At 37.7% G+C, this 14222-nt stretch carries 11 protein-coding genes; 4 read left to right on the forward strand and 7 right to left on the reverse strand.

Going from position 1 to position 14222, the window contains the following annotated elements:
• Window positions 1–8: 8 nt before the first annotated feature.
• The gene (locus tag H5161_RS03960) at window positions 9–710 is read left to right on the forward strand and encodes a TorF family putative porin (protein WP_024603578.1); all 702 of its coding nucleotides are present in this window, start codon (window positions 9–11) and stop codon (window positions 708–710) included.
• 115 nt (window positions 711–825) lie between these two features.
• Here H5161_RS03960 and H5161_RS03965 read toward each other — a convergent pair whose 3' ends face one another.
• The 3 genes from H5161_RS03965 to fdxA all read right to left on the reverse strand — a co-directional run bounded on the left by H5161_RS03965 (window position 826) and on the right by fdxA (window position 5851).
• Window positions 826–2580, reverse strand: coding sequence for a putative bifunctional diguanylate cyclase/phosphodiesterase (locus H5161_RS03965; protein ID WP_404936161.1), 1755 nt, complete (start codon window positions 2578–2580; stop codon window positions 826–828).
• Between the two features lie 567 nt (window positions 2581–3147).
• Window positions 3148–5391 carry a carbohydrate binding family 9 domain-containing protein gene (locus tag H5161_RS03970; RefSeq protein WP_182768727.1) on the reverse strand — a complete coding sequence of 748 codons (2244 nt, stop codon included), beginning with the start codon at window positions 5389–5391 and terminating at the stop codon, window positions 3148–3150.
• A gap of 136 nt (window positions 5392–5527) precedes the next feature.
• Complete coding sequence (gene fdxA / locus H5161_RS03975) at window positions 5528–5851, reverse strand: ferredoxin FdxA (protein ID WP_002958626.1); 324 nt, start codon at window positions 5849–5851, stop codon at window positions 5528–5530.
• Between the two features lie 194 nt (window positions 5852–6045).
• Here fdxA and H5161_RS03980 point away from each other — a divergent pair, with 194 nt between their 5' ends.
• Window positions 6046–7653, forward strand: coding sequence for an NAD(P)/FAD-dependent oxidoreductase (locus H5161_RS03980; protein ID WP_182768728.1), 1608 nt, complete (start codon window positions 6046–6048; stop codon window positions 7651–7653).
• Between the two features lie 95 nt (window positions 7654–7748).
• The gene (locus tag H5161_RS03985) at window positions 7749–9248 is read left to right on the forward strand and encodes an amidase family protein (RefSeq protein WP_182768729.1); all 1500 of its coding nucleotides are present in this window, start codon (window positions 7749–7751) and stop codon (window positions 9246–9248) included.
• A gap of 31 nt (window positions 9249–9279) precedes the next feature.
• On the opposite strand, the gene H5161_RS03990 is transcribed toward H5161_RS03985, so the two are convergent.
• Complete coding sequence (locus tag H5161_RS03990; RefSeq protein ID WP_002958629.1) at window positions 9280–10584, reverse strand: DEAD/DEAH box helicase; 1305 nt, start codon at window positions 10582–10584, stop codon at window positions 9280–9282.
• 129 nt (window positions 10585–10713) lie between these two features.
• Window positions 10714–11631: a 4-hydroxy-tetrahydrodipicolinate synthase gene (dapA, locus tag H5161_RS03995; protein ID WP_182768730.1), complete on the reverse strand. Its 918-nt coding sequence runs from the start codon at window positions 11629–11631 to the stop codon at window positions 10714–10716.
• A gap of 171 nt (window positions 11632–11802) precedes the next feature.
• Between dapA and H5161_RS04000 the strand changes: the two genes are divergently transcribed.
• Window positions 11803–12456: a DUF6058 family natural product biosynthesis protein gene (locus H5161_RS04000; protein ID WP_024606143.1), complete on the forward strand. Its 654-nt coding sequence runs from the start codon at window positions 11803–11805 to the stop codon at window positions 12454–12456.
• An 8-nt stretch (window positions 12457–12464) separates the two neighbouring features.
• Here H5161_RS04000 and H5161_RS04005 read toward each other — a convergent pair whose 3' ends face one another.
• Both H5161_RS04005 and H5161_RS04010 read right to left on the reverse strand, forming a co-directional pair.
• Window positions 12465–13229, reverse strand: a complete 765-nt coding sequence (locus H5161_RS04005) for a 2-keto-4-pentenoate hydratase (protein WP_182768731.1) — start codon at window positions 13227–13229, stop codon at window positions 12465–12467.
• Window positions 13230–13367: 138 nt separating this feature from the next.
• A complete protein-coding gene (locus tag H5161_RS04010) occupies window positions 13368–13772 on the reverse strand; it encodes a hypothetical protein (RefSeq protein WP_002958658.1) in 405 nt (134 codons plus the stop codon).
• Window positions 13773–14222 lie beyond the last annotated feature (450 nt).

Here is a 14222-nt window from a genome sequence, read left to right on the forward strand (position 1 = left end):
GATTAATAATGAATAACAAACTAAAACAACTTGTAGTAGCACTACCATTTGCACTTTTATCAACAACTGCAGCAGCTGATTGGTCAACAACAATCACTGCAGCGTCTGACTACACTTTTAATGGTGTAACACAGACCGATAGCGACCCTGCAATTCAAGGCAGCTTAGATTATGCCTTTGATAGTGGTGTTTACGCTGGTGTTTGGGCCTCAAACGTAGATTTTGGTGACGACACTGATTTTGAGCTTGATGCTTACTTAGGTAAATATGTACAACTTGATGAGCAATTCAGCGTTGATTACGGTATCGCTTATTACACTTATCAAGGTAATAACAGTGACGGTAACTACGCTGAAGCTTACACTAAGTTTGGTTATGCAAGTGAATACGGCCAAACTGAGCTTAACTTTTGGTATAGCTGGGATTACTTTGGAACAGGTGCGGGTCATGTAATTTCAATGGTTGCTCACACTTATGAACTAGCTCCAAATCATGCACTACGTGCAAGTTTTGATATTTCAAACTCACTTGATGGTGAAAAGTGGGCTTGGGATACAAACCAGAAAAAATCGTACAAGCACTACCGCCTAGCTTATCAAACAAGCTACGAAGGTTTTGGTATTGAAGTGGCTGCTGAAAACACTAGCTTAGATTACGATTATGCTGATGAGCGTATTGTACTTGCTGTTTCACGCACATTTGATCTTTAATACATTAATTACTGATTAAACAAAAAATGCCACTCTATTTAGAGTGGCATTTTTATTTGTAAAATAACTAACTAACTAACTAACAAACTAAATAACTAACTAACTAACTAACTAACTAACTAACAATATCCCACGCACTTGTAACCGATGCAGAAAGATTGCTGGTGTTATTACGTAATACTTTATTGCATACATTAACTGATGACTCAGGACGGCTCACTAAATACCCCTGAACTGAACTCACACCCATTTTTTTAACAAGCTCAAACTGCCCTATTTCTTCAACGCCTTCAGCTACAATTTTAAGGCCCAGCTTTTGTCCAAGCTCACTAATTGTATTTAATATATCGTTATATTTTTGGCTTTTATTGGCTTGAGCTATGAACGAGCGATCAATTTTAATAACATCAATTGGTAAATCCGCTAATGTACTCAACGAGCTAAAACCTGTACCAAAGTCATCAATTGCAATAGTGATGCCTTCTTCTCTTAATCTACTTAGCTCTTTGATTATTCTAGGACTGGCTTGAATAAATGTTGATTCGGTAATTTCAAGCATTAGAGACGTCGCCGGTAAGCCGGTTTTTTTTAGCTTCTTCATTATCCAATCATAAATATCACGGTGCTTTAACTGAATGCCCGAAACGTTAACTGATATTTTTACTTTGCGCATACCTGCATTATGCCATGCAGCCATTTGCCGACACGATTCAAGCATAATCCAATCGCCAAGCTCTAAAATTAAATTCGACTCTTCTGCTATTGGAATAAATTCTGAAGGTGGGATCATACCTTCAACTGGATGGTCCCACCGGGTAAGTGCTTCAAAATAATCAATCATACAATCTTCAACATGTACAATTGGCTGAAAAGACAAGTAAAAATCTTTACACGCGAGCGCTAAACGCAATTCTTCGAGTAAATAATGGTAACGGCGCATTTTGTTGCCCATTTCTGGCGAGTAAACTTTAAATATTCCCTTACCATCACTCTTAGCTCTGTACATAGCAACATCAGCTAATTGTAAAAGTGCTTGTGGGGTTGACGCACTTTCTGGGTAAGCAGCAATACCAATACTGGCACTAATTTTTACTATTTTATTGCCAAGCACAAAGTCTTTTTCAAGCTCACTTAACACGTGCTTCGCAATGTCAACAACTCTGTCGCTATCATCAAGTAGTTCTATAAATATGGAGAATTCATCTCCACCTAATCTTGATAAGTTTTGCTCTAATTGATTAGCGCTATTAATATTACTTAACTTATGGTGACGTAAAACATTTGCAAGTCGACTGGCCACTTGAACTAATATTTCATCACCAAAACTGTGGCCAAACGAATCATTTACTTGTTTAAAGCCATCCAAGTCGATAAATAGAAGCGCACATTTGAGATCTTCCTGATTAGCATGATTTATTTGTCTGTCTATGTGTTCAATATATGCATGGCGGTCAATTAACAGCGTCAGTTTATCTTGACAAATACTTGTTTGAGTTTGTTTTACATAATTAACTACGTGTGAATTTAAGCTATTTATAGATTGACTTAAGCTGCTTACACCTAATGGGTTCTCTGCCGGTTTAACTTGTAAATTAAATGCAGTAAGTAAGCTATTGGCTTGGCGGTTGAGCTCCGCTATTTGATTTTTATAATGACGTTTTCTACGTTCTCTACGTACGTAGATACCTGAGCCAAATATCAATATACATAAAAATAAAAAGTTCATGGGTGATGAGAGTGTCATCATGATTAACTTATTAGAATCAGCGGCTACAAATTGGGTATCAGTGGTTTTGATAAGTAAAAAATCAGCTGTTGGCTGCTCAATTATATAATGGCCATTTAAAATGGGATTATACCAAGGAGCCATATCAAGGGAGGTATTCGTGATCTCGAAACTTCGTATATCAATATTAGTCTGAAATAGATTTATACGGTTGATCTGATTAGTTAACTCTATGTTTATGCAGAAACAAAATAGAACTATGATTAAGAAAATAAAACCGAGCGGCTTAAGTTTATTCATAAAAAAAATCCATCTATTTTGCTTCTCCTATCAAACCTATTACCAAAAGCGGATTATATCGCTTGCATTTAGTACTACGCAAGCATTGATATAATCCTAAGCCATTAGAATAACAAAAAATTGTAACGATAATGGATTAACTAACTATATCTACATATAGTATAGGTGGGATTAATAAAAATAAACAAAAACGTTTCAATTGTTTAAAATTTAATACATTCGGTATATAAGCTTTGTCGTTTTTTTGCCGCATTAATCTATGCCTCACCACTACAGCTTTAAGTACTTATATTTACTCAACCTTAATCGCATTTGCTCCGCTGTCGTACATCATTTAAAAATTATTCTTGCGCATTATGCATTGCTACTCAAACTAGTAGGAATTATCGCTAATAAAATTATTATTAATATTTAAAGCTGCCATGCATAGCTAACTTTTGTAAATAAGGTACGTTGATCTCGCTCAATATTTTTAAGTGAATCGTCTTGGTAACCTCTATCTGAGTAACCCAAATAAAACAGTGTTTGCGCATTAATTTTATATGAGTAAACAAGCTGACTACCGTAGTCTTTGTTAATTTGGCTAACTTGATAAAAGTAGGCATTTTCGTCTCTATCAATATCTTCAAATTGTAAAACAAGCTTAAGAATTGAACGCATACTAAATTTATAATGGAGCCTAAAATCAACTAAGTTAGCTGTAAATACACGCTCCCCTTGTGGGTTATCTAATTGGCTGTAGTTATGTTTTACATCGAGCTGCCAATGGTCGTTAATATCCCACACCATTTGGGTTTGGGTGTCAAACGCATCGCCTAATTGCTCATTTGCATAATCAATGCGGCTAGCGTATTCAACATATAATGATAACTTTAAATCTTTAGTGGGTTTAAAGCCCGTATAAATGTAACCAATATTTTGATTATAAAAATTGTCATTATAATTTTCATAACGGTGTACTAAACCAATTTCAAAAATAGATTGTTTTTGACCTTTAAAACTCAAAAAGCCTTCGTATTCTTCTTCAAGTAAGTCGCCATTTTGCGCCCACGTTTTATCCCAGTCAGCTTCGTATGACCATGAGGTAAGTAAATCAGACTCATCTCTGTACCATGTTTGTCCGCCACCAAAGCCTACTTTTTCATAATCGACTTTAGCTTGATAACCTAAATCAGTGCGGTAGTCCTGCCCAATATTTTCATAAGATGCAAATAATTTGTAATCACGTTTATCGCGGGTAAGTTCTAGAGCATAAGCTTCATCTGATTGAGTTTCAGATAAGTTATAGTTTTGAATTAAAAATTCAGAGTTACGAGTATCAGCAGATGACACTTGATACAAAAGAGTATCCGATTGATTAAACCAGTAGCTACCATCCACTGATAATACAGTGTTGTGATAGTCATCACTTTCTCTGTGCGTGCTTGAAATACCAATAGTACCTTGCTGACCTAAGTCATATTGATAACGCCCTGCGGCTGCATTCGTTTTTTCGTTTAAGCTTGCAAAGCCAGAGCCCTGATTCGTTGGCAGTAAAATATTACTATTGTCGTCATCAGCTAGCATTAGCGCATAACTATGATCGCCCGTTTTACCCGTCAGCTTTGCACCTAAAGTAGGCTCTGCAATTGTACGTGTATATAAAAGCTCAAATAAGCTACTTTTAAAGTAAGAAGCACCATCTAAAAAGAAAGGACGTTTTTCAGCGTAATAAATTGAGAAGGTTGTATTTACATCAAGCTCTAAAGAGTCAGTTTCTACTTGCGAAAAATCAGGGTTAATTGTCGCGTTTAAAACAGCATCTTTTGTTAAACCCCAGCGTAAATCTAAACCCACTTCAGTATCTATATCACCCTTATCCCAATCACCTGGCAACGCAGATTTATTATCGTTACGCAGTGTGGTTAATGTAGGTGTTAATTGGATATTTTTACTTGATTCAATGTCACTAAAGCCAACTAACTTATCAAACTGGCAAAGGCTGCATTTCACATTTCTATCAAACCCCATATTTGATAGCTGATATAGCACATCACGTTGATAGTTTCTCATTACAGAAAAACCCCACGTTAGCTCATTTTTATTTTCAGGAAAACGCAGTGCTTTAAAAGGAATACGCATTTCAACAACATAACCTTTGTCGTTAATTTGTCCTGCGCTATCCCAAATAGTATTCCATGAGGTATCAGAACTCCACCCATCGGTGTCGGTCATTCGTATATCGCCTTGCGCGCCCAGCGGGTTAACATGGAATTCATAACCACTGCGTTCATCATTAAATGTATCAATAACAAGAATAACTACGTCGTCTTCCCATAGCGTATCGCGGTCACGAAGTGATGCACGAATTTGCTCAGGGTCTGGGTCTTGTGCAACATAGGCAACATATAAGTTAGTGCCATCTTCGTAAATAAAGGCATCAGTTTTTACAGGGGGGGTGCCTTTTTCGTTAGGCTCATCTTGGTAGAGTAAAGATATACGTGTTGCATTTTGCCAGTGCGCCTCATCCATAACACCATCAACGGTGATATTTGAATCAATACGAGACAAGGAAACTTGCTGTTTTTTAGCCGCTACATCAAGGCTTGAAAGTAATAAAGCAAAACTTAAAAATAGGAAGGTAAACTTTTTTATTATAGTTATAAAGTACTGCATAAACATCCATTTAGACTGTAATTACTCATAAGGAGCAACTTAAGCTGAGGATTGTAATTTATCCAGGTACATTTGTTAATACTTTGAAATGAAAAATTAACTATTTAATGATAAAGGAGTAACTAATTGTTATGTATTATGTTTCGAGTAGTTTAAGCTTATCGTCTATGCCATTCCATACATCAGCGTCCTCTGGTGCAGGTTTAACCTCTGTAATGCGCGGCCAGACCAGTGCAAGTTCAGCATTTAATTCAGTAAACTCTTTTTGAGACTCTGGTAGCTCATCTTCTTGGTATATCGCATCAGCTGAACACTCAGGGACACATAAGCCACAATCAATACAATCAATCGGGCTAATTGCTAAAAAATTAGGGCCTTCAAAAAATGCATCTGCTGGGCACACAGATACGCAATCGGTGTACTTACACTTTATACAATTTTCGGTGACAACAAACGCCATACTATTTTAATACCTAAGATTTTGAACAACAGTTGTGGATCATACCCATCCACCCCAAAAATACAATAAATAAGTGCCATATCAGGCTATTTTAACGTAAAATGCGCGCCTAATGTTTGCACACTCGTTGTGCCCTGCATCCCCTTATTGTGAGCGGTTATAATACCCCGCTATGACACCTAAAAGAGATATAAATGATACGTTTAACCGAAATAAAGCTGCCACTTGATCATGACGAAGACGCAATTGGTCAAGCAATTGTAAATAAACTAAAAATCCAACCTGAACAATTGCACAGTTTTAATGTGTTTAAACGTGGTTATGATGCACGTAAAAAATCAGCTATTTTACTTATTTATACACTCGATATAGAAGTTGATAACGAAGCCGAGCTACTCGCAGCATTTGAAAAAGACCAGCATGTAAAAGTAGCACCAGACACAAGTTATAAATTTGTAGCCCAAGCTAACAATAATATCAAAGAGCGCCCTGTCGTGATTGGTTTTGGTCCTTGTGGTTTATTTGCGGGCTTATTACTTGCTCAAATGGGCTTTAAACCCATTATATTAGAGCGCGGTAAAGAAGTACGTGAACGTACAAAAGACACGTTTGGCTTTTGGCGTAAACGCACACTTAATACAGAATCAAATGTACAATTTGGTGAAGGTGGCGCAGGTACATTCTCAGACGGTAAGTTATACAGCCAAGTAAAAGATCCAAAGCATTATGGCCGAAAAGTCATTACTGAATTTGTAGAAGCAGGCGCACCCGATGAAATTTTATACGTAAGTAAGCCACACATTGGTACGTTTAAACTTGTCACCATGATTGAAAAAATGCGCGCTCGTATAATAAAGCTTGGCGGCGAAATTCGCTTTAGCACACGTGTTGACGATATTCATTTAGACGACGGGCAAGTAACAGGTTTAACGCTTTCAAATGGCGAGCAGCTAAACACTCGCCATGTTGTATTAGCCGTTGGCCACAGCGCACGTGACACGTTTGATATGATCCACAAAAAAGGGATTTATGTTGAAGCAAAGCCATTCTCAGTCGGTTTTAGAATCGAACATAAACAATCAATGATCGATGAATGTCGTTTTGGCACAAATGCAGGAAACCCAATTTTAGGCTCTGCCGATTATAAACTTGTTCATCACTGCGACAATGGCCGCACGGTTTACAGCTTTTGTATGTGCCCAGGTGGCACAGTAGTCGCGGCAACCTCTGAAGAAGGCCGTGTTGTTACCAATGGTATGAGTCAATATTCACGAAGTGAGCGTAACGCTAACAGCGCTATTGTGGTAGGTATATCACCAGAGCAAGATTTCCCTGGTAATCCACTTGCTGGAATAGACTTACAACGCAAACTTGAAGAGCAAGCGTATGAGCTTGGTGGTAGCAACTACGATGCACCAGCGCAGTTAATTGGAGATTTCTTAAAAGGTAAATCATCTGCAGACTTAGGTGAAGTACAACCCTCTTACACACCTGGTATTAAGTTAACTGACTTGAGTAAAGTGTTACCACAATTTGCAATTGATGCCCTTCGCGAAGCGATACCAGCGTTTAATAAACAAATTCGTGGCTTTTCAACTAACGACGGTTTATTAACCGGTGTTGAAACACGTACTTCGTCGCCTATTAGTATTAAGCGTGATAAAACATTCCAAAGTATTAACACCAAAGGGCTTTACCCTGCAGGTGAAGGCGCAGGTTACGCTGGCGGTATTTTATCAGCGGGTATTGATGGTATTAAAGCAGCTGAAGCAGTCGCACTGTCTATGTTAGAAAGCGCTTAAACCTCTTTTTTAAGCTGTTTATCGAAAAGCCTCACTTTGTGAGGTTTTTTTGTGCTAAATGTATAGAAAATAATAACAACTCAAGCACCTCAACAATGATCAAAACATTTACCTTTTCGTTGCTTAGTGTATTAGCAATTTTTAACGCTAAAGCACAAGAGCTAAAAACCATCGATGAAATCCACAGTGCATATAAAAATAATTCTATTAATGCACAGCAACTCACCCAAAATTATATAGACCGAATTAATAAACTTAACCCACAATACAATGCAGTTATTAGTATTGAGCCTACAGCGATTGCTCAAGCTAAAACGTTAGATGAACTTGCCGCCAAAGGCACTTGGACAGGTCCATTACATGGAATACCTGTACTTCTTAAAGATAATATAGAAACTAAAGGCACACTTCCCACAACGGCTGGCTCTTTAGCACTCAAAAATAACGTTACTGATAATGATGCTTTTGTTGTTAAACAACTACGTAATGCGGGCGCTATAATTTTAGGTAAAGCTAATTTAAGTGAATGGGCAAATTTTCGTTCATCCTATTCATCGTCAGGCTGGAGTGCCGTAGGCGGACAAACACATAATGCGCACGATGTAACACGTAATCCATGTGGTTCTAGTGCAGGCTCTGCTGTGGCAGTTGCACTTAACTTTGCGCCCATAGCATTAGGGACTGAAACAGACGGTTCAATTACGTGCCCTGCCTCAGTAAATGGAGTTTATGCAATAAAACCGAGTATGGGCCAAGTATCACGCTCAGGTGTTGTGCCTCTTTCTAGTAGTCAAGACTCAGTAGGGCCGATGGCGCATTCACTTAAAGATGCATTGCTGGTTTTATCAGTTTTGCAAGGTGAGGACTCTCTCGATGCAACAACTACAGGGTTTAAATTAAATACAGGTAATCTAAAATCAAAATCGTCACTTATTATTGGTGCACTGCCTAGCGACAAATTTACAGTTGAAACGCAGCGCCTTTATGCCAAGCAGTTACAAGCATTAAAACAGGCTGGGCACACTGTTATTAATGTAGATATTACTGATAACTTAGATACGCTATTTGTTGATGAATACTATATTTTACTTTACGACTTTAAAGCCGAAATTAATCATTATCTTGCAATCACTCCCGCACAAGTAGCTGTTAAAAGCCTAAAAGCACTTATTAATTTTAATATTCAAAATAAAAATACAGAAATGCCCCACTTTGAGCAAGATATACTAGTTCAATCGCAGGCTATTGATTTAACTAACAAACAAAAATACCAAGAGACTAAAGAACGCTATCGCACTTTAGCAACGACAGCCATTGTTAATGTATATAAAAACAACAAGCTTGATATTGTTATAGCGCCTACAGTATCACCCGCCTGGAAAACAGACTTAGTTAATGGTGATAATTTTAATGGCAGTAGTAGTTCGTTATCTGCTATTGCAGGCACAACGCACATAACTCTGCCGGTAGGCAAAGTAAGTGGTTTACCAGTTGGTTTGTCCATAATAGCAAATAAAGAGGGCGAGCAAGCGGCTTATGTATACGCAAATATTATTGATGAGGTGTTATCATCAGGCACAAAAAAACCTGAGTAAACTCAGGTTTTTTTAAACTAAACGGCGTTAACTATGACTTTTTAAGTGACAGTTTTTCGCCTTTTAAGCTTTTACGAACGCTTGAAATACGTGAGCGATTTACTGCTCTCGCTTCACCGGTTGCTTGTCCTGATAACTTGTTAGAACGTGTACGGCGTAAATGCGCTGGTTTTTTACCAATTTTATCAATTAGTACTTCACGGTTACTTACTTCGTAACCTTCTAAATATACACGTTTGATTTTTTGACCGATTAACGTTTCAATTTCAAACAAAGTGTTTTCTTCTTCGCGGCTAACAAATGAGATTGCTTGACCTTGACGACCAGCACGACCTGTACGGCCAATACGGTGAACGTAATCTTCTGCAAGCCATGGTAAATCAATATTAATTACACGAGGTAAACCATCAATATCAATACCGCGAGCAGCCACTTCTGTAGCTACTAATACACGTACTTTGCCTTCTTTAAATTCACGTAAAGCACGACGACGGTTACCTTGAGATTTGTCACCGTGGCAAACGCCTGCCGGAATACCATCAAGGTTAAGCTCTTTAACAAGCTCATCAGCCGTTTCTTTCATGTTTACGAATACAAGCACTTGTTGCCAGTTTTTCTTACCAATCAATTCAGAAAGTAGTTCTTGCTTACGACGTTCTTCAACAGGGTAAACAACATGCTCAACAGTACTTGCTGTACTGTTAGTTTGATCAACACGCACTATTTCAGCTTGTTTTAATACTTTAGATGCAAATTGTTTAATTGCTGCAGGGAAAGTAGCAGAGAAAAGTAAAATCTGGCGCTCTTCTGCACAGCTTTTAATCACGTTTTGCATGTCTTCAATAAAGCCCATATCAAGCATACGGTCGGCTTCATCAAGAACAAGGTGCTTAACACTTGCAAGGCTTAAGTTACCTAAACGAATATGATCAAATAAACGACCTGGTGTTGCAACAACAATATCAACACCTTCTTTTAAAGCGTTTGCTTGGCCGGCGGTACTAACACCACCAAATAAACTAACGACTTTAAGTGATGTATGCTTTGCAAAATCTCTAAAATTATTTGCAATTTGTTCTGCAAGTTCACGCGTTGGAGCAAGTACTAACGCATGAGGTGCATTCGTTGTGCTGAGTTCAGACTCAACCAATTTTTGGATGATAGGTAAAGCAAACGCGGCAGTTTTGCCGGTACCAGTTTGTGCACTGGCTAAAACGTCTTTACCTTTACGAACAGCAGGGATTGCTGCGCGCTGAATGGGCGTAAGAGTGTGATAGTTAAGTTCGTCCAACGCCTGGATGATTTCAGGAGCGAAACTAAAAGATTTAAAATTCATGCTGTATAACCTACGGCCACATTATCAAGGGTCGCAAATTATACAGCAAAAACGAGTCAACAGTTAGCTTTAAACTGGATTAAAAGCTAAAAATTAGTTTGTTAAGTCATTAAAATATTGATTATCAACTCAAGAAAGCGTTAATACCTCATTTTGTTTTAATAACTGTGCTTTACCACCGACAACTTCACGTTTGTTAAGCTCATTTATTAATGGCAAACCTACTTTTTGTTGTTCATCACTAAGCGGTAAATACGGTAATCTAAATACTGGATTTACTGCACCTGTCATCATCAATGCGGTATTAATAGCAATCGGGTTTGGTTCACAGAACAACCAGTTCATTAATGGTTGTAACGACGCATTTAGCTCGTTACTTGGCGTATCCATTAACTGACGAAATAACCCAGGTATTAAGTTAGAAGTAACCGAAATAACACCGTGCGCTTTATGTGTGTGGCGCGCATCGTGACTTTCGTCATCGTTACCCGACCAACATGCAATACCTTGTTGTTCATAATGGGCAATACGTTCATTACCGCCACACTCTTTAACACCAATAAAATATTCATGCTTAGCGAGTGGCTCAATAATATCAGGTGTTAGGTCTTGACCTGTTCGCCCTGCTACGTTGTAAATAAAGGCAGGTCCAATATCAAGTACGCGTTTAAAGTGCTCTTTAACACCCGCGATTGAAGTACGTCCGTAATACGGGTTAATTTGCAGTGCTGCATCCATACCGCTGGCAAAGCCATATTTAGTTGCTTTAATCGCTTCACGGGTGTTGTTACTACCGGTATTACCAACAATAACCAGTTTGTCGCCATACTTGTTTGCACTGTGCGCTATAAGCATTAAATGCTCTTCCCAGTTCATTAACTGGCCTTCGCCTGTTGTGCCACCGACTACAATGCCATCAACGCCCGCTGCAATTTGTATTTCTACGAGTTCATCGTACTTTGCGAGATCTATTTCACCGTTTGCTAAGTATGGCGTTTTAATAGCTGTAATAAGGCTTGCTTGTTTAATTTTCTCTAGGGTGCGCATAAAAAATCATTATTTATAAAACTTGCGCTATTTGTAACATAATTGCGGGTACTTTTGGAGGTGTAAGCCTACATTTAATTATAAAATCTCTTGTATTATTAAGTTTGGTATTACAAAATGAATAACTGTATATATAAACAGTATTTTATTTTTAACGATACCAGAGGCTTTATGCGTTTATCTGACTACTTAGCAACTCATTTTTATAACACCGATGAACTGTGCCAAGCATTAAATATAGATGCAGATACACTTTTAGCTTGGCAAGAGCGAAGTGTTTTCCCAAAACCAAGTTACTGTATTAAAAGCCAACTTAGCTGCAGCTCATATTCAGGCTTGTATGAATGCGAAGAGTATGACGACTATTACCCGCGCGGCTGTGTTAATTGGGGGCTGGGTCTTTTAAAACAAAAAATAGAATCATCAAGCCACGCTTTTAATTATTTTGCACAGCAATATACTGCAAGCCTAACTAAGCTCGCTCAGCAAGGATTTGCGTTTAGCGAAGAGCTATTTGGCTGTGAAATAGACGAGCACTTACAGCAAATTTGGCAACAGTTTTTATGCAGTAAGTACGGTGTACTTACTCAGAATGGTTTAATAGACGAAATAGTCTCGGTAGATATTGGCAGACTATTAGTTGACGACATTACAGAACTGCGCAGTAAAGCGAGTTTAAACCAAGAAGAAAGAGCACAACTACACCCCGCCATGAAGCTTTTAAACAAAGCGTTAGGGCATGGCGCCGATCATGAAAAACAACACACTTTGCGCACCCGTTACATAGATGCGCTTATTTTAAAATATGATTTATCTATTAAGTAACGCTAAATTTACTTTGATAAAAACGTAGTGCTAACAGACCCTAAGTCTTCGTAACTAACCGTGGTTAACTGATCTGTATTAAGCTCAACAACACCACAATAAGAGCCTGTTATAAACACTTGCCCAGTTTTTAAATTAATTCCCTTTGCTGATAAGTAATTAACCGCCCAATAAAGTGGAAGCTGCGCAAGTTCTGCAGGATGCACACCTGCCAAGTTTAACTCCAGCTCAGTTTGCTTAACGTTAATATTTACAGTATTTGCGTTATACGCTTTGGCTTTATCTATTTGTGGGCCTAAATACACGCCTTGATTAGATAGGCCATCAGCCAGCTTTTCAATGTGAGTGCTTGGAGTGTCTTCATCAAACCTTTTTTGAATAAGCTCAAGTGCTAAATGGGCGCTGGCAAATGCAGTATCTACGTCTTTATTTGTATAGGTTTTATTACTTGGTAAATCACTTTGTAAAATAAATGCAATTTCGGGTTCAATCAGCGCTTTATTGTTTGTTGTATACAGTGGGCAATTTTCAGCTTGTTTTATAGGTGCATGTAAAAGAGGCGCTAATATAATTGAGCCATCATCTAAAGGCAGCATACACTTCCAGCCATATACGGTTTGATCATTTAAATAAATCATCAACTTTTGTACTTCTATCGCATCGTCAGTCGAGTCTAGTACTAACTCTTTAGGAAAGTTTGAACGTGCTGGGTTTTCTTCTCTTTGTGCTAATAAGTGAGTAGCAATTAGTTTTAGCTGTATTGAGTTGTTCACATAAATCTCTTTAAAATACGTTACTGGTTAAACAGTAAATAGGAAGGATTACATTATTAATGTATTAGCTTAGGCATTGGAACATCATGTTAAATGCCTATAATTAAAATTGTATTGAAAACAAAGCGTGGCAATTATTTAAGTATCAATAGATTTTAGAGAGCGTAAAAATAGCCCTAAGCCACCAAACGCTAAAATTATAATAACAATCAAATCAAACGACGTCATAGTTCGCATACTAAATCGAACACTCGATATAACACCAAATATGAGTGCGGTTAACGAGCCAAGAGATAGCACCCAGCCTAAAATATTTTTAGAATTATAAAAAATCAGACCCACACCAAAAATAAATGGGATCATAACCATGCCGCCTGTAACGCCAAAGCCACCTAAAGCATTAACACTATAAATGCGAGAACTTAGTCCAAAATTAGAGGTCACCGAAATTGCGTTTAGCAGCATATAAAAGCCACCGCACATCATAATTAAACCAATAAAAAAATGCCCAATACCACCAGAGCTTCCACCAGCACCTTTCATTATTAATTATTCCTTTTATATTTTTGACTTAATAGTTTTAGATGGTAATTGCTCGAGTATTAACATTGACCGCAATCTACATAATCAATCAGTGCACACGCGAAAATACTTATCGCGTAATTATATGCCAAATAACATAAAACCAAGATAAAAAACCGTGCAAAATTGCCCATAACACAGACTCATTAGCACTCCATGAAATAGCAATTGCTAGGGCCGTACCAAAAGAGACTCCATATTTTACTATTTCATTTCTTGAGTTTCTCATTAGTTATATTCCTAATTTTTAACTTATACCAATCTGCTTATATATGGGGTCTATTTAACGTTAAGAAAATTACGCTAGAACTAGGCAAAAATTTTTATATCTAGTTGTTCTAAATAAAAAATTTTTAACGACGTTATAGTGCAATTTAATTCGTTAAATTGATCAAAGATTTATGCAGGTTG

The organism is Pseudoalteromonas sp. SG43-5 (assembly GCF_014164345.1).
Lineage (GTDB): Bacteria > Pseudomonadota > Gammaproteobacteria > Enterobacterales > Alteromonadaceae > Pseudoalteromonas > Pseudoalteromonas distincta.